Below are 16397 nucleotides of genomic sequence, written 5' to 3'. Positions count from 1 at the left end.
GGCTGTCGCGGTCGGGGTGAAGGAAACGACGCTCGACTATTCCCGCGACTTTAACGAGCGACGCGGGATCGCGGAGCAATTGGGTCTCTGCAGCGAGATCGACCTTGCTTCCGCCCAGGAGCTGTTGCACGACGTCACCTCTGACCCATCCAGGACAGGAGCAGCAGGACCGGCCATCTGAACGTCGGCATGTTTACGAGGAACGCGCCGACGATCTGTTCGCGGGCGCGAGGATCCCCGACGGCAGGAAAGCTATGGCCGGGGGGCGATCGCGAGTTTGCGGTTGGATCAGTTGCAGCCGAGCCTGAGCACACGATTGCGTCACGCGGCCATAAGCAGGCCGAGAAACGGCCGCAGAGGGCCGAGACGCAAAAGCGCAGCATGTTTCGCAGGCCTCACGCTCAATGCGGCGCCCGGAGCCGCACAGGAAAGCGGCGCGGCCACGCAGGCGGGCGGCCGGGCGGGGAAGAGAGTTTGCCGCCAGCTCCCGCGCAGGACCGGCTCGCGGAGCGGGTGCGGCCGCTTTCGGGCTTCGAACGGGCCGTCGATCATTATGCGCGGGCGCTCAGCGCCGCCGACAAGCAGCTTCGACAGAACCTGCCCGTTCTTGAAACGCAGAAGCAGGAACTGCGTGTAGCATCCGAACGTCTCGATCAGGCGCGGCCGGGATCGCGTCGCCGGCATGGACCGGGAACGGGCGGCGCTTTCCGACCCGAACGTCAGGGCCGATCGCTTCATTCAGCGCTGGCAGAAATTGGAAGCCGAGCGCCGGACGTTGACGACCGGCTGGCATGTCGAAGCACGGGCAGATGAAAGATGACGGAAGACTATCGCGCCGCGGCCCGGCACGAGCAGGATCGGGAAGGCCTGGAGCCGGAAGCATTCACCGAGGGGTGACGCCGGCGATCCTGCCGCCGCCTTCGAGACCTGCGGGCGACAGTGGGAGAGCTTGCCGCCGACCTCGGCCGAGAAATGACGACGATCCGCAAGGGCGCGTCGAAACCGCCTTCGACTAGTTCGAGCGGCAGGGAGCGCCGGTCGATTACAGCGCCGATCTCGGCCGCATCGTCCAGGGTCTCGCCGCGGTGGGCGAACGCCTGCAGGCTATCGAGCAAAGCCCATTCTCCAGCAGGGTGCGGAGCACTACGCCCGCGCCCTCGAGCGCAGCGGCGAGGGCCTGGTCCGCACCGCCGTTCAGCAGGTCGAGTGGCAGGCATCCGACCTCGAGCGCATTAGCGGTGTTCTTGCCTCCCATGACAAGAGCGCCTTTCTCCGGAGGATCAGGACCTGGCGCATGTGGACGGCCGGCGGCTTCGGCATCATCGCCGGTATCTCCCTGCTTCTCATCTTGCACGCTTCCTGCCGTTTTCCGCCGACAGCCACGTCGCCAGTCTCGTCATGGGCCGCAATCGCATCGACGCCGGCTATGCCATGGTCGAGGCGGTCGATCCTTTTACGGTCAAGAAGATGAAATGGGGCGGCCAGTTCTACGATGCCGGCGGCGGGGAGATTTCCGCGCGCCTGGAGAAAGCCAGGCAGACCGGGAAAGATCAGAAATGCACCGTCACCGTGCCGGCACCGGAGAAGGAGCAATGACCGAGGCACGACCGGTCGAGCGCCGGATTTACGATGCTGGCCGCACAACACGGGATCGAGCCGAGCGGCTTCCAATCGACGAGTGGGCCGACCAGGTTACCCGTCTATCGGATGCCGAGGTTTCGCCCGATCCGGTGATCAAGGCGAGATGGTCCGGCCAGTGCCGTTGCAGCGGAGGGCTCGACGTCAATACCACAGGTTGAGTGCAGCCGACGAAGCCAGTCAAAGGCTTCCGCATCGCCGATGGTGTATGTGCCGGCCAAACGGTCTGAGAGCAGAGGCGCGACAAACATCGAAGCCGCTCCCACAGCGAGGCCATCGAGTTCCGTGCGGTTGGTCAGTGCGATGTCATAGACGGAGACCGCCTTGCCAGGCCCGCTCAGCATCCGCACCAGCATGCACGGAGAGTCAGTCGGTTCAGCGAAGAAGCAATATACGTGCGGACCGAATATCAGCTTTAGCCCATAGCTGATGCCGCCGGGTGCGCCACCAACCCCGCACGGCAGATACACGAAGAGCGGATGCTCAGAATCCACAAGCACACCCGCGGCAGCAAGTTGATCTGCCAATTCAAATGCTGCACAGGCAAGCCACTGAACAAATCGACAGATTTCTCGTCGTCGACAAAATATGCGCTTGGATCGCGTAGGGCTGTCTCCCGCCCGCGCGCGACTGCTTGGCCGTAGTCACCTGCGTGTTCCACAACGGTTGCGCCATCGTCTCGCAGCCGCTGCTTTTTCCATGCCTTGGCATCGGTGGACATGTGCACGACGGCCTGAAAACCCAGAGCTGCGCCACATAGACCGATGCTAAGCCCAAGATTGCCAGTGCTTCCGACGACGACGGAGTGCTGCGCAAATTAATTGCGCGTTTCGGAGGACGCCAGCGGCAGGAGATCCTTAACCGGCTCAATCAAATCGTTTTGAATTGCCAGTCGTTCGGCGTGCGCGATTACCTCGTGGAAGCCACCACGCGCCTTTATCGAGCCGGCAATCGGCAAAACGTGATCCGCCTTGACGAGCCACGGTCCTATCGGGGCGGGTTCAATCCCAATGATCGGAAGTAGGGGCGAGTAGATGGTGGCTTTCCGGTTCCGGAGTGCCTGAAGAGCGTAAGGATCAACCTTTCAGATCGGCGCAGCCGGTCCCGAGCCTCGGCAACTTGCAGGGTCACCTCCGGAACATCCTTGGGATAAGCCTGCGCCCCGTCATTTAGCCACAGCCAAGGGCTGCGACCCTGGGGACGGCTGAGTGCATCTGAAGGTATGGTTCCGCTCGTCCTGATGTTTCCTTCTACAGGGAACGGCTAGTCGAGATACCGTCCCCAGAAATCTTGAAAACATGTGTGTCCCGAGTTGTTGTGTTATAAAAATATCTCTTTATAAAGAATATTATTTGCCTATCATCTGGGGCGAATGCTCGCTAAAGTACGAGAGACTGGAAAATTCAACAGAAGAGGACACCAATGAAGATCACTCAGCGCTTGGCACTCGACGCTTCGACGAAGCAGCGGGCTCGCGACCTGGGGCTACCGTTTTCCGGAAAGACCGGTTCCTATAACGCCATAACCGATGTTGCCGGCATAGAGGTAGGCTATTCGACCGTGATCAGCGACGCGCCGGCGTCGGGCAGAGGACCAGCGCGCACCGGTATCACTGCCATCCTTCCGCGAGGCCGCAGCGGTCCTCTTCGGGCGCCTGTGTGGGCGGGATTCCACTCCCTTAACGGCAATGGCGAAATGACCGGGACGCACTGGATCAAGGAGGCAGGATATTTCACGGGACCGATCGCCATCACCAATACTCACAGCCTTGGAACCGTTCATCAGTCGATCCTGGAATGGATGATCGACAAGCCCGACACCAGCGTCGGACCCTACAAATTCATGCTGCCCGTGGTCGGCGAGACGTCCGATGCCTATCTTAACGACATGGACGCCTTTCACGTTACCGCCGCGCATGTGAAGGAGGCTCTGGATGGCGCTTCCAGCGGACCGCTGGCCGAGGGCAATGTCGGCGGCGGGACGGGAATGATCTGCTTCGAGTTCAAAGGCGGTACGGGAACCTCGTCCCGGGTCGTCGACCTGCTCGGTTCGCGCTACACCGTCGGCTGCCTCGTGCAGGCGAACTTTGGAATTCGACCGCTCCTCAAAATTCTCGGCGTTCCTGTCGGCGAACACCTCACATCGAATCGGCTCTTTGCCGGTGAGCAGGGCTCGATCATCGCCGTGGTGGCGACCAACGCACCTCTCATGCCGACCCAGCTGGAACGGGTCGCACGACGGGCGGGCCTCGGCATCGGGCGCACGGGCACGCCGGCAGGAGACGGATCCGGCGACCTTTGCCTTACCTTCTCTACGGCAAACCTGACCACCAGTGAGTCCGCCACAGCACCCGCTGTCGGTGATCTCGCTTTCTTACCGAACAACAGGCTCGACCCCCTGTTCGAGGCGACGGCGCAGGCAGTGGAGGAAGCGATCATCAATGCCATGGTGGCGGCCGAACCGATGGTGGGGCGCGAGGACAGGCTTGTTGCCGCGATAGAGCACGATGCGGTAAAGGAGGTTATGCGCAACTATGGACGATTGAACGTATGAGTCGCACGCAAGCGCCCCAGCCGGCCCCTGCCTCCTTTCCCTTCGTCGAGAAGATCAAGGAACGGCAGGCCACATTCTCGAAGGCGGAAAGCGCCATCGCTGCCTATCTCGTTACGAATATCCGCGACATTCCTTTCGAGACCGCGGCTTCGATATCGAGCAAGCTCAAACTCAGCCCAATGACCGTCGGGCGCTTCCTGCGTTCACTTGGCTATGAGAACCTCGCTGCTCTTAAGGCGGAATTGGGCAGCACCATCCATCAGATTGCCTGGCTTGTCGGAGAACGATATGAGCGCATGACGTCCGCTGACCGGTCTAGGAAAAAGGCGGACAGTGCCGCGCAGGATCGTGCCGCAAGTCTCGATTTGGAATTGAAAGCTGTCATCAGCGCCTATGAGCAGGCCGGCACAGAACGTTTCGGCGAAGTGGCGGAGATGGTCGCCAAGGCCGATCGGGTCTATGTGGCTGGCTTTCAGACCGTGCGCGGCCTGGCCATGGACTTTGCCCTGCGCCTCGAATACGCTCGCCCGAATGTCAGTTTCATGGACGGCGCCAGCGGCACCTACAGCGAGTTGTTCGCGGACGAAACCGGAAAGCCGCTCCTCATTGTTGTAGACGTCCGGCGGTACGCAAAGCAGGCAATGCTGCTTGCGCGACAGACCTCGCAGGCGAACGTCAACCTCGTCATAATCACGGACTCGGTGTGCTACTGGGCGCAGGAACTCACCGACAATTTGTTCCGAGTTGTCACCGACGTCGATATGTTCTGGGAAAGTAACGCGCCAGTGACAACCTTCCTCGGTCTTCTTGTGGATGAGGTGATCCGCCGTCTTGGCCCTTCGGTCAAGAAACGCAGCGAACGGATGCAAAAGCTGCAGGACAACTTCGGAAGTTTTGCCGATTAGCAATCGAAACGGGCGAGTGCCTCCTGGCTCGGCAAGCCGTCCGCTCACGAAGGTAGGGCATCTACTCCAGCCAACCGCTCGGCCAAGCCCTTGACGTCAGCAAATTGAGCGACCAGCCCAACTTGAAACACTGCGAGAAAGTCCTGCTTCCGTACAAATTGAATTCCGCCGTGTCACAAAGATGTATGGAGCGATCACTGCCGTCAAGGACCTCGCCCTTACGGTCCGTCAGGGCGAGTTCCTGACGATCCTTGGTCCAAGCGGCTCAGGAAAGAGCACAGCGTTGATACTGCTTGCTCGGTTCATATCGCGAAGTGAAGGCGATATCCTTATCGGCGGGAGGTCGGTAGCGGCTGTGCCATCGGCGCGACCAAGGCATCGTGTTCCAAAGTTACGCGCTATTCCCGCACCTAACAGTCCGCCGCAATTTGGAATTTCCCCTCGCGGCGTAAAGGCGAGTGAGCGGGCAAATTGTGTTGATAGGATACTGAAAAGAGTCCACCTGAAAGACTTCGGCGGCCGCATGCCATCACAGCTGAGTGGTGACCAGCAACAGCGCGTAGCGCTTGCCCTAGCATTGATTGCCGATCCGCCGGTCTTGCTGCTCGACGAGCCGCTTGGCGCGCTCGATCGCAATCTTCGCGAGCAGATGCAGGGGGAGATCAAGAGTTTGCATAAGGAATTCGGAATCACCACAGTGTGCGTCACGCACGATCAAGAGGAAGCGCTCACACTATCTGATCGAGTAGTGGTTATGCGTGGCGGGGTGATTGAACAAGTTGATACACCGGAAGCACTATACGACCGCCGGCGACACTGTTCGTGGCAAACTTTTTAGGCGAAGCCAATCTTCTAGAGCGGACAGATTCTGAAGTCGAGGCAGAGAGGTCCCGGACTTCTGGTATGGTCGCCATAATCCGTCCGGAGCGGCTCCGTATCTCAACACCAGGCGCACCAAGGAGTACGGACGCGGACCAGCGCCAGTCCGTTATCGGTACGGTGGCCGACACGGTCTACGCGGGCCCGCTAAGGAAATACCATGTGCAGGCCGGAACCAGGATGCTCACTGTGCGGGAGCACGTCGCTTCGGGGCAGCAGGTGTATTCGCCTGGCGATCAGGTTCGCGTCGACTGGCTGCGGTCTGACGTCCGCTTTGTCACGCTTTAAACAAGAGACCAAGTGGATGGTTCCTTTTCTCAAACTATCTCGGCCATTTATTGGGCTCACTCTCCCCGCCTTGGCCATTCTGCTCGCCGTATTCGGCATACCGATGGTCCAGCTCCTGTTTACCAGTTTCAATGCGCCGGCCTTTACGCTCGCCAACTATCAGGCGTTTGTCGATCAAACTGCCAATCTCCGCGTGCTTTCTCAGACCATTGAGATGAGTTTGGTCGCGACGACGCTCTGCGTCGTCATCGGGTATCCGACTGCGTATGTAATCGCAGGCTCTTCTAAGCAACTGCGGGCAACGCTTATTGGATTTGATCCTGGCGCGCACCTATGCCTGGATCCTGATTCTGGGCGACCGCGGCCGGATCAACAACCTCCTGCTTGATCTAGGGTTGATCTCAAGTCCACTGCCGCTGATCTATAATCGCACCGCAGTCTACATTGGAATGGTCCAGATAATGCTGCCTGTGATGGTCCTTCCGCTCATCACCGTCATGGTCGGCATAGAACAATCGCTGATGGCAGCAGCCCGCAGCATGGGTGCACGACCTTTCACCGCCTTCAGGCGTGTATTCTTCCCACTCAGCCTGCCGGGCGTGCGAAGTGGGTCTGTTCTGGTCTTTGTGCTTTGCCTGGGTTTCTATATCACGCCGGCCGCTGTATGGGGGTGCACGACACAATGCTGTCAACCTTCATAGCCGCGCAGGTGAAGAGCTCACTGAACCTGGGATCCACCGCTGCCTCTTCACTCATCCTCCTGGCAATAGCCATGATCGTCATCTCTCTCATTGGGCTTGATCTTTCAGGATCGCCATCTCGCACCCCGCAACCGGCGCGGAAAACCTGGCTAAGGTTGCTTCCTTTATCCGGTCTACTAACCCGCTTTCTAAACGAACTCGCGGTTCCGTATCGGGCGAAGCAGTGGACGGCGCAGCTGTATCGGGCAGGGGCAGACGACCGTTGGTCGAAAATCGCCGGTGCAATATTCGTGGTATTTGTCGTGTTGTTCCTACTGTTTCCTGGCCTTGTCGTCATTGTTATCGTTTAGCCCAGGGACGTTTTTGGAATTTCCGCCGTCGGGTCTTTCGCTGCAATGGTACCGCTCGTTTTTCAGCGATGCTTGGTACGCTGCCGCGTGGACCAGCATACAGATTGGTATCGCGGTCACTATCCTATCGACAATCGTCGGGACCCTCGCAGCCTACGGCCTCAGCAATACCTATCCGCGCCTGCGCACCGTCCTGTCGATGGTGATCCTGACACCCATCACCTTTCCAGTCATCGTCGTTGGCATTGCGACCTTTCTGGGATTGGTTCAACTGGGACTAATTGGCACGAGGGCCGGGATCATCTTGGCTCATAGCATTGGGGCCATCGGCTATGTCGTCGTGATCGCGGGCGTGATCCTGGCCGGCGCCCGGACCCGGCGGACAGGCGTTGATGTGGAACTTCATCGCCGCCGCATAGCGGCGATTTGCCCGCCGAATCGGTCTCGACAGCTTGGTGTCGTTTGAGGGACGCCAATATAGCGTTCCGTTCAAGCTCCTCGGGCAGCGCGATCAGGGCGCCATTATGACGGACCAGGGTGATCGCGCCGCCCTCCCGGGCCAAAATTGTCCGGGCACCGGTGGCGCATCGGTGGATCGATTGTATACGGTTCTGGCGGAGGTGGTGCGATGCCCCAGGCCGACTGGGCCTGGATATCGACACGACGCGCGACCGATTGCTCGCGCTGCGCTGCCCCTACGCGGCCGAGCGCCGGGGATCATCTGCTGACTGAGGCGGTAAGCCAGGCGATGGCACCGCACCTACCTGGACGGACTGCTGGAGGTGGGGCATTCCGGCGCGAGGGACGGCGGGTGAGGAACCTCGTTGAAGATGTCAGGCCTGCCGCCGACGGTAGGCGTCATAGACAGCTACCGTGATAACCACCAAAAGCGGCGGCATATCGGGGATATGATGCCGAAAAAATGATCAAGGAATGCAAGCGCCACATTGTTGGCGACACGCTCGGCCTGGCGGTCGGTCTCATGGTCCATAGCGCTGACATTCAGGACAGGGACGGTGTGATTAGGAATGCAACGCCGATTGACAGACGGTGCGCCGGACCTCTTGAAATCTATCCGCGACAGAAGGCCCTGGTTGCTGCAGGTCTTTGCCGATGGCTGCTAACTCTGGATGTCGCTTGAGGTCTGTCGGGTTTGTCAGGGCCGCGACACGGTAGCGTTCGGCCCGGCGCTTGCCGCACTCTCATGGGAGCCCTTGAAGAATAAGCACAACATCTCTTCTGAGGCTCGATCCGCCAAACTGGCACGAATTTTGAAACTCCTTAGTGCGCGGCGGCGGCAGTGGCCAACCCGCACGCATGCCGCGGCTCCCCGCGACCGATGGAACGAAGAGAGGAAAGCACCATGGCAGGTCACGGGAAAGGATCTACCGGCAAGTCCGTCACCTCCCACCCGGCGTATTTCATGACCTCAAGAGGATCTCGTAGATGAGAAAAGTCGTAGCCGCCAAGCTTCATGGCATTACTGTCACTGATGCAGATCTGAACTACCACGGTTCGATTACACTGGACCCGGATCACTGCGATGAGGTGGGGATCTTTCCACTGGAATTCGTTGACATCTGGAACAAGGCGTCAGGTGCGCGTATCAGCACGTATGTCATTTATGGTGAAAGGGGTTCCCGTTGCTGTGTGCTGAATGGAGCTGCCGCTCGTACCTGCCAGGTCGGAGACGAGATCATCGTTTGCTCCTCCGCGTACGTTGAAAAGGAGCAGATCGCCGAGATCAAACCGCGAGTATTAACGTTCAATCGGGACAATTCTGTCCGCGATCGCATGTTCTACGATGCCAGCCTCCGGGAGGATGGAGCGATTACGTTCGCGATCCGCGAGGGCTCACCGATGGAAAGGTCTTTATCCCGGTCCGAGCCACTCGCTGATGACTCAGCGAGATCGGCCTAGACGATGACAGTCCAAACCTGGCAATAAGCCGCCCCGCAACTCAGTCCGAAGAGGAAACGACCATGCAACTGGCACTTATGTATGGTGGCCGGTCCGTTGAACACGACTGGTCGATTGCGATGTACAATCATTTCGCTGACGTCCTTAACAAAGCTGTTCATGCGAGTATTTCACCAGCATTTATTTATTATATCAGCCGATCCGGGGATTTGCTTAGGCTCGCCCTCGACGGGGATCGCCTTCCGAAGCATGATGAGTTTACGACTCGTGCCGAGACCTATTCGCTCACCTCGCTTGCTTGTATACTAAAAAATGACAGCAATTTCGTCTTCTCACTTCTTCAGGGCCAAGACGGAGAGGACGGTCAGATCCAGGCTCTTGCCCAATTCTATGATATCCCGGGCAGCTTTGGTGACAAAACTGCGGCCATGCTCTCCGCAGATAAGTATTTGCAGGGCTTAATCGCCAATCGACTTTGTCCCGAGCTGACCCCCATTCCGACGATCCACGTCTCCCAAAGTGATCTCGACGCTGGCATAGCCGAGGCTCTGCGGCACCTTACTGGGCCCTGTGTTCTCAAGCCGAACACGCTCGGAGGATCCTTCCTCACCGAGTGCCTCGACAATCTTTCGGAGGAGGGCCTTCGTTCCTATTCCGAACGGATCGCTGCGTATGACGCCTCATTCTTGGTCCAGCAACGAATTGTCGGAACAGAGTACACCTCCGGCGTCTTGATCAACCGCCATGAGGTTACGGTACTTCCGGTTGCGCGGATCAATAATCCCTCGGGATTTCTCGGCTATGACCAGAAGACGCAGAAGGGCAGCTACACTGTTGAGTTCCATAAGATTGAGAACAGCCTTCAGACCCGCATCTTCTCGATGTCAACGAAGATTGCTCGGGAGTTCAGGCTCCACACCTTCGGGCGCCTCGATTTCATCGTCGATGACCAGCAACGCGTCTATTTCTTCGAAGTCAATGCGGTCCCGGGTCTGACGGCAGGAAGCATCTTTCCGAAGATGCTCGCAAAAGCCGGCTTCGATCTGTGCCATGTCATTGGGCTGGCTGCCTCCAATGAGATCGACCAAAGGCGTCGCGAAGAGGTTCGCAAGATCGAGACCAGCCGCATCCGTTACGGCCCGCGATAACCAATGGCAGCTTCCCTGCCATTTCCCTAGAATGTTGCAGTCAGTGCGGAGGACCAATGCTTCACTACCATTCACTCGACATAACGGGTCGGTCAGCCCACGTCATCGGTCGCGTTTCCATAGACACATCGATCATTGACCTTAGCTCGGCAGCCGACCTAAAGCCGTCGCTCGGTGATCTGGTCGAGGTCTGTGGCCCGTCGCAATCGCTAGATGAGCTCGCCAAAGCTATAGGTTCTATACCTAACGAGGTCTTGACGACGCTTGGCTCAAGATCCGTTCGATCATATGTCGGGGATCACGTGCTTTCGGTCGCCGGATCGCTTCATCGGCCGGGCGATCGTCGTGATTACTGACATATGTACCGGTGTCCATTTGAGCCGCAGCAGTGGCTCGTCACGGGAACGGCTGATGGACGGGGCTGATGCGCAGTAGAGTAGGGGGAGGTAGTCCCGTTTCCTAATGCTGCATCGGAACACCGTCCGAGGACGGACCCGGAGACCTGTGCCTTGCCTTCCCCACGGCAAAGCTCACCAAGAGCGAATCGGTCGCCGCGCCTGCCATGGGCAACCTCGCTTTCCTGCTCAACAACAGGCTCGACACGCTCTTCGAAGCCACGGCACGTGTGCCGACATCGACCATGATGCTCTAGAGGACGTCATGCACCACTATGGACGACTGAATAGCATAAGCCGAAAAGATGCGGCGCATCAGGCGCCTGTCTTCCACCCTTTCGTCGAGAAGATCAAGGAGCGGCGGGCGACAATCTCGCGGGCAGAAAGCATCATCGCGGCTTACCTTCTCACCCATGTCCGGGAGATCCCGTTCGAGACGGCGGCCTCGATCTCCCGCAAGCTGAATGTCAGCGCTATGACGGTGGGACGCTTCCTGCGTTCCCTCGGCTATGAAGGCCTTTCCGCCCTGAAGGAGGAGTTGCGCAGCACCGTTCATCAGATCGACTGGCTCGTGGGCGAGCGCTATGAACGTATAATCTCGCCGGATCGTTCCAAGAGCGAGGAGGACGAAGCCGCACCGGACCTTTCAAAGAGCCTCAACTTGGAGCTGAAGGCAATCGTCAGCAACTACGCGCTGGCCCGCACGGCACACTTCAGTCACGTTGTCGCATTGGTGGCCAAAGCGGATCGGGTTTATGTGGCGGGCTTTCAGACCGTGCGGGGCCTAGCTATGAACTTTGCCATGCGTCTCGAATATGCCCGCCCGCGTGTCCGCTTCATGGATGGCGTCAGCGGGACCTACAGCGAACTGTTCGCGAATGAAGCCGGAAAACCACTCGTCATCGTCGTGGACGTCCGGCGCTACGCGAAGCAGGCCATGCTCTTGGCGCAGCAGGCCTCGCAAGCGAACATCGATCTCGTGATCGTCACGGATGCGGTTTGCTACTGGGCACAAGATCTCACGGACAATGTTTTCCGGATCGCCACTGATGCCGACATGTTCTGGGAAAGCAACGCGCCGGTGACAAGCTTTCTTAATCTTCTCGTAGAAGACGTCATCTGCCATCTTGGCCCTTCGGCCAAAAAACGCATTGAGCAGCTGCAGAACGTGCTGTCAACTTGATGGCGGACATCCAAAATTGTCGCTGCGCATCCTCTTATATATATAAGCCGATTCAAATCAGCCACATCAGGGGAATACCGGTCGCATCACGCCAGGAGTTCAAGGCGGGGTTGCGGTCGCCGAATCCGGATGGAGAGGTGAGCTATTTCGGCGAAGTAGAGGCAGCAGACGCCGGCATGAGTCGCATCATTCAGCGTATAGCCGTGAAATTAGCATTTCTGTTATAACGTGAACAGAAGAAAGTTCACGGTGGTTGCGGAATATTTCAGGTGGCACGCCCCTGACCGCTTCCTTCATCTCTCGCATCTAGCAACGTTGGTCCTCCAAGCTCACATGAGGATTTCGCCGTCAAGATCAATCACTTTTTCATAGGGTGCTTGTATCGAATCCATGGCTGAGCCACCGTGCATGACGCGGCACGTTTCCGTCGCCGGTTCAAACTCACATACGGTCGCCGTTTTGTCCGGCAGCACCACTATCCCGCTTGCGTAGCGGCAAGGCTCAGGAGAACGGGACCAATCTAAAGCGCGGCATTTGAAGCCCGACTTAGAGGCGGTTCGTTCACCTGGATCCGCCAGGATTGATCAGTCCTGGAAGATTTGTGTGTTCGGCCATTTTATGGTCGTCAGGCGGTCTTCATAACAGCCCCTTCGATGACAACACCCGCAGTGACAAACTTCCACAGCGCGATAAGGAGCTTGCGCGCCAGGGCAACTATCGCGGCTTTCTTTAAACGTCCACCATTCGACTGGACCCGATCCACAAACCAACGACTGAGCGCTGACGCTGGCTGATTGCGTAGCCATAGCCAGGACAATTGAATCATCGTGGTGCGCAACCGGGGATTCTGGAGGGTTATTTGAGGGCGCATGGACGGTGCGGCGAATTCGGGCGACCTCATGTAAGCCGGATTGAACTAAGGCGCGGGTTGTTTGACGCTGCTATGGGGAATTGAGAGCCAACCCGCCGGAGATGAAGGGCGCCGCATCTCGTCCCGACTGCTTTGCGGGCAACACTGAGCCGGGGATGGGGCTTTTAAGCGCGGTTTGCCTAGGTCTCCGCTGACTTTTCTGCGATATTGGAAGGGATCCGCAGCCTTTTGAGTGGCTGAGGTCGAGCGATATCGCTCGCCGGAGACGCACTGAACGCGTGGGAATATTCTGAGAGGCTGATTGTCGGACATCATGATGTATCGCACCGGAAGGATGATGGTCGAGGCGGTGCAATAGGCGCAATGGTGATGCTGGTCCGACGCATGGGGCGCCGGCAGTCGGGGCATTCTTGGGAATGGGCCTGCTGCGATTTGGTCGAATGGGATCGCCCGTTTGTTGGTGATGGTTGGCCGAGGAGGCTTCTGCAGAGGCTGATACGATCCCGTCGATGACAATTGGCGAGAAAGCCGAAGTGGCGCATGCGGTGGAAGCCGTCCGGAAGCACATGAAGGAGAAAGCGCCGGATAAACTCGTGGGGATGAAGACGCATGATCTTCTCACGGTCGCGACCGTTGGCACGATAATCTTTCCATCGGAAGGCCACATGGTCGCCATCAGCATGAGCGATGCGGCTGTTTGCGATGGCGACGCGATGGGTGTAGCGGCCAAGATAGGCGAGCACCTGATCCGGCCCGCCGAATGGCGGCTTCGAATAGACAACCCATTCGATACTGCGAGCGCGGGCAAGATGGCGGGTGAATGTGTTGTCATCGTTTAGATGAGCGAGTTCGTTGAAGAAGTGCAGTTCACCCCTGGCGAAGGCTCCAGCAAGCGCTGCCAGAAAAAGCCGGCGAAACAGGCGCGATAACACGCGAACGGGTAGAAAGAAGCCCGGTCGGGATGCAACCCAGCTTGATCTGTCTGATGAAAGACCGCCGCCCGGCACGACACAATGGACGTGGGGATGGTGGGTCATCGCCTGGCCCCAGGTGTGGAGCACGGCGGTGACGCCGATCTCGGCGCCCAGCCATTTGGGATTGGCCGCAATGGCCTGTAGCGTCTCGGCCGAGATCCGCATCAGCAATGCATAGACAACCGCCTTGTTCTGGAAGGCGATCTCAGCGAGGCCACGTGGTAGCGTGAAGACCATGTGGAAATACGGGACCGGCAAGAGATCGGCGATGCGTGCGTCGACCCACTCCTTGCGAGCAGCTCCCTGACACTTCGGGCAGTGGCGATTACGGCAAGAGTTATAGGAGATGCGGGTTCTGCCGCACTCATCGCAAGCATCGACGTGACCACCGAGCCTGGGTGTCCGGCAGGCTTCTATCGCCCCCATGACGCGTCGTTCGCCGCGGCCAAGATGACCGGCGTTCTCTCGTCTGTAAGGGCCCCCATGCCGCCGAAAGATGTCGGCGACTTCGAAGGTGGGCCGCAACCGATTACGCTTCCGGCGGCGTCACCTCCAGTCGCAACCGATCAAGGGGGCTGGCTGTCGACCTGATCGTGTCGGTGGAAACCTGCGTATAGTGTGCCGTGCTCGACAGATGGGCATGGCCAAGCAGGACCTGGATGATCCGGATATCGGTCCCATTCTCCAGCAGGTGCGTGGCAAAGGAATGCCGTAACGTATGAACGGTGACGCGCTTTGAAAGGCCTGTCGCGGCAACCGCCGACCGGCAGGCGGCATTCAAAACGGTCGGTTCGATCGGCTTGTCAGCATCACGCCCTGGAAAAAGGAACGTTGTGGGACGTGACAGGCGCCAATAGCGGCGCAGGATGCCGAGGAGTTCGTTTGACAGCATAACGTAACGGGCTTTGGCCCCTTTGCCATGGCGAACATGGATCACCATCCGGGAGCTGTCGATATCCCCGACCTCCAGTCCACAGACCTCACCGATCCTGAGGCCCGCGGCATAAGCTGTGGTCAGCGCAACGCGCGCCTTCAGACTGGAGACCGCCTCAAGAAATTGAGCCACCTCGTCCGCCGATAGAACAATAGGGAGCTTGCGTGGTTCGCGCGCATAGGGGATCCGATCAGGGACATCGTCATGGCCAAGCGTGATCCCATAGAAAAATCGAAGAGCACACACGATCTGGTTTAACGATGCCCACGATATCCCGGTTGAAACGAGGTGAACCTGAAAGGTGTGAATATCTGCAGGACCGAGCCGATCGGGCGATCGGCCGAAATAGCGGCTGAACTTCTGGACTGCATTAATATAGGATCGCTGTGTCGCCGGGGATAGATTGCGGACCGTCATGTCCTCAATCATCCGGCGGCGAAGAGGGCTTATCTCAGCCATCGGGGCCTCCTGTCTGAAGGGTGGGTTGCAACACAACCATCCTCTCAGTCAGGGGGCTCTCGTCAAAGCCCGCCTCAAATCGCCGCGATCAGCGGCTTAGTTCAATCCCTGCTTTTGAGACACCTTGTTCGTGGTCAATCGTCCCGCTCATCCATGGGGTCGGTGTCAAACCTGCATAGGCGGCAATCTGCCGCCGATTATCAAAATGTCGGCACAGCGCTTCGGTCCAAAGAACGGCGGCAAACTCAGCGCCGACACCTTTTAAGGTAAGCAACATTGCCGGCGCCGGTGCCTCAGACGCTAGCGGCTCATGTACGGAAAGCAGGGAATTACGCTCGCTCTCCACCTCGGCGATTTGCTCAAGCAGCAACTCAAGACGATCGAGTTCTCGATTTATTTGAGCCTTGAGATGCTTCGGCAAGCCACGGCCGTCTCCGGTGCAAAGCTCCTCAAGGCGTATGCGGCGATCTTTGCGAAGCGGTTGATAGCCGCTGACGCCCTGGGCGAAAAGTAGACCCTTGACGCGATTAACATGCCTTACTCGCTCCGCAATCAACACTTTGCGTTCCCGGCAGATTCGACGCCGGTCTTCGTCCTCTGGATCTGGCGCTCTGACCATTGCGCACACACGTGGCTCGCCACGCTTGAATGCCAGCAATGTCCGCGCCAGTGCCTCTCCATCAATCTTGTCGGTCTTAACGCGCCGACGTCGACGAGAGGTCGCGATAGAAGCTGCATCAACTACGTAACTCTCAATCCCGTTCGCTTCCAGAACCCGATGGATCCAAAAGCCATCCAATCCAGCCTCTTGGATCGTCACGATGGGAAACGACTTCCCTGTTCGTAGCCGCGCCTTCAGTTGGAGCTGCTCAAACCGAGCGAGCAACTCGGCTATATGTAAGCGCGCAAATCCCTGCACCTGTTCAATTGGAGCGTCCTGATTGATTCTGTGTCCACAACGGAGACTGTGGACATAATGACATTGACTGGCGTGGGCCCATTGAGGTCGCTTCGGGTGACGAAGATTCTTCGCAACGGAAAGCGGCGGTTTGATCCTGTTGAGAAGGAGCGTTTGATCGATGCGGCCCTTGAGCCGGGGATATCGATAGCAGGCCTGGCGCTCGCCCACGGGATCAATGCCAATCAGTTGCGCAACTGGGTCAAGCTTCGCCGGGAGCGGCCCGCGGGGAGAAAGTTGG

The 16397-nt window shown here is 58.4% G+C and carries 18 protein-coding genes and 5 pseudogenes; 15 read left to right on the top strand and 8 right to left on the bottom strand.

The features are described 5' to 3' along the window. Positions 1-321: 321 nt before the first annotated feature. Positions 322-738 (bottom strand): hypothetical protein, encoded by a 417-nt coding sequence (locus tag LPU83_RS72730; protein WP_162392062.1) that lies wholly within the window; start codon positions 736-738, stop codon positions 322-324. A gap of 382 nt (positions 739-1120) precedes the next feature. Here LPU83_RS72730 and LPU83_RS73695 point away from each other — a divergent pair. After that, positions 1121-1596 (top strand): annotated as a pseudogene (locus LPU83_RS73695) (DUF6118 family protein). Further along, the gene (locus LPU83_RS72725; RefSeq protein WP_162392061.1) at positions 1593-1799 is read left to right on the top strand and encodes a hypothetical protein; all 207 of its coding nucleotides are present in this window, start codon (positions 1593-1595) and stop codon (positions 1797-1799) included. The pseudogene LPU83_RS73695 and the gene LPU83_RS72725 overlap by 4 nt, the downstream one beginning before the upstream one ends. On the opposite strand, the gene LPU83_RS75050 is transcribed toward LPU83_RS72725, so the two are convergent. The 3 genes from LPU83_RS75050 to LPU83_RS73685 are packed head-to-tail and all read right to left on the bottom strand — an operon-like array spanning position 1701 to position 2596. Then, positions 1701-2132, bottom strand: coding sequence for a pyridoxal-phosphate dependent enzyme (locus LPU83_RS75050; protein ID WP_269148186.1), 432 nt, complete (start codon positions 2130-2132; stop codon positions 1701-1703). The genes LPU83_RS72725 and LPU83_RS75050 overlap by 99 nt on opposite strands. Further along, positions 2054-2404: a pyridoxal-phosphate dependent enzyme gene (locus tag LPU83_RS75045; RefSeq protein ID WP_269148187.1), complete on the bottom strand. Its 351-nt coding sequence runs from the start codon at positions 2402-2404 to the stop codon at positions 2054-2056. The genes LPU83_RS75050 and LPU83_RS75045 overlap by 79 nt, the downstream gene beginning before the upstream one ends. 51 nt (positions 2405-2455) lie before the next feature. Further along, positions 2456-2596, bottom strand: coding sequence for a hypothetical protein (locus tag LPU83_RS73685; protein ID WP_208245852.1), 141 nt, complete (start codon positions 2594-2596; stop codon positions 2456-2458). 464 nt (positions 2597-3060) lie between these two features. On the opposite strand from LPU83_RS73685, the gene LPU83_RS15255 reads away from it, so the two are divergent. The 12 genes and pseudogenes from LPU83_RS15255 (at position 3061) to LPU83_RS12445 (ending at position 11960) form a co-directional block, all read left to right on the top strand. Next, a complete protein-coding gene (locus tag LPU83_RS15255; RefSeq protein ID WP_024318120.1) occupies positions 3061-4191 on the top strand; it encodes a DmpA family aminopeptidase in 1131 nt (376 codons plus the stop codon). Further along, positions 4188-5096, top strand: a complete 909-nt coding sequence (locus LPU83_RS15010) for a MurR/RpiR family transcriptional regulator (protein ID WP_024318121.1) — start codon at positions 4188-4190, stop codon at positions 5094-5096. The genes LPU83_RS15255 and LPU83_RS15010 overlap by 4 nt, the downstream gene beginning before the upstream one ends. 181 nt (positions 5097-5277) lie before the next feature. Further along, on the top strand, positions 5278-5934 hold the full coding sequence (locus LPU83_RS15005; RefSeq protein ID WP_231052399.1) for an ABC transporter ATP-binding protein: 657 nt from the start codon (positions 5278-5280) through the stop codon (positions 5932-5934). Positions 5935-5999: 65 nt separating this feature from the next. Continuing rightward, positions 6000-6263 (top strand): TOBE domain-containing protein, encoded by a 264-nt coding sequence (locus LPU83_RS73680; protein WP_231052400.1) that lies wholly within the window; start codon positions 6000-6002, stop codon positions 6261-6263. 308 nt (positions 6264-6571) lie between these two features. Beyond that, a complete protein-coding gene (locus tag LPU83_RS73675) occupies positions 6572-6964 on the top strand; it encodes an ABC transporter permease (protein ID WP_024318122.1) in 393 nt (130 codons plus the stop codon). A 363-nt stretch (positions 6965-7327) separates the two neighbouring features. Continuing rightward, positions 7328-7780 carry an ABC transporter permease gene (locus tag LPU83_RS73670; protein WP_024318124.1) on the top strand — a complete coding sequence of 151 codons (453 nt, stop codon included), beginning with the start codon at positions 7328-7330 and terminating at the stop codon, positions 7778-7780. A 379-nt stretch (positions 7781-8159) separates the two neighbouring features. Then, positions 8160-8432, top strand: a pseudogene (locus LPU83_RS13995) (transposase); the annotation flags it as partial. A gap of 328 nt (positions 8433-8760) precedes the next feature. Beyond that, entirely contained in the window at positions 8761-9234 is a 474-nt protein-coding gene (gene panD / locus LPU83_RS12975; RefSeq protein WP_024318126.1) for an aspartate 1-decarboxylase, read from the top strand. 62 nt (positions 9235-9296) lie between these two features. Continuing rightward, positions 9297-9623, top strand: a pseudogene (locus tag LPU83_RS73665) (D-alanine--D-alanine ligase); the annotation flags it as partial. A 39-nt stretch (positions 9624-9662) separates the two neighbouring features. Next, positions 9663-10382 carry a D-alanine--D-alanine ligase family protein gene (locus LPU83_RS12530; protein WP_231052411.1) on the top strand — a complete coding sequence of 240 codons (720 nt, stop codon included), beginning with the start codon at positions 9663-9665 and terminating at the stop codon, positions 10380-10382. Between the two features lie 56 nt (positions 10383-10438). Further along, positions 10439-10738: an alanine racemase C-terminal domain-containing protein gene (locus LPU83_RS75610; protein WP_082323302.1), complete on the top strand. Its 300-nt coding sequence runs from the start codon at positions 10439-10441 to the stop codon at positions 10736-10738. 304 nt (positions 10739-11042) lie between these two features. After that, positions 11043-11960 (top strand): MurR/RpiR family transcriptional regulator, encoded by a 918-nt coding sequence (locus LPU83_RS12445; protein WP_024318128.1) that lies wholly within the window; start codon positions 11043-11045, stop codon positions 11958-11960. Between the two features lie 625 nt (positions 11961-12585). Here LPU83_RS12445 and LPU83_RS12430 read toward each other — a convergent pair. The 4 genes and pseudogenes from LPU83_RS12430 to LPU83_RS10485 all read right to left on the bottom strand — a co-directional run. Then, positions 12586-12807: pseudogene (locus LPU83_RS12430) on the bottom strand (IS110 family transposase); the annotation flags it as partial. Positions 12808-13142: 335 nt separating this feature from the next. Then, positions 13143-14330: an IS91 family transposase gene (locus LPU83_RS11145; protein WP_024318131.1), complete on the bottom strand. Its 1188-nt coding sequence runs from the start codon at positions 14328-14330 to the stop codon at positions 13143-13145. Positions 14331-14334: 4 nt separating this feature from the next. Further along, positions 14335-15198, bottom strand: coding sequence for a tyrosine-type recombinase/integrase (locus LPU83_RS10815; RefSeq protein ID WP_024318132.1), 864 nt, complete (start codon positions 15196-15198; stop codon positions 14335-14337). 106 nt (positions 15199-15304) lie between these two features. Beyond that, positions 15305-16096, bottom strand: a pseudogene (locus LPU83_RS10485) (IS110 family RNA-guided transposase); the annotation flags it as partial. A 78-nt stretch (positions 16097-16174) separates the two neighbouring features. Here LPU83_RS10485 and LPU83_RS10480 point away from each other — a divergent pair. Beyond that, positions 16175-16397 (top strand): transposase (locus LPU83_RS10480; protein WP_157997282.1); only part of this gene is annotated, 223 nt, incomplete at its 3' end.

This window comes from Rhizobium favelukesii, from assembly GCF_000577275.2.
Taxonomy (GTDB): domain Bacteria; phylum Pseudomonadota; class Alphaproteobacteria; order Rhizobiales; family Rhizobiaceae; genus Rhizobium; species Rhizobium favelukesii.
The sequence above is the reverse complement of the archived record's forward strand: the minus strand, read 5'-3'. Positions and strand labels throughout refer to the sequence as shown.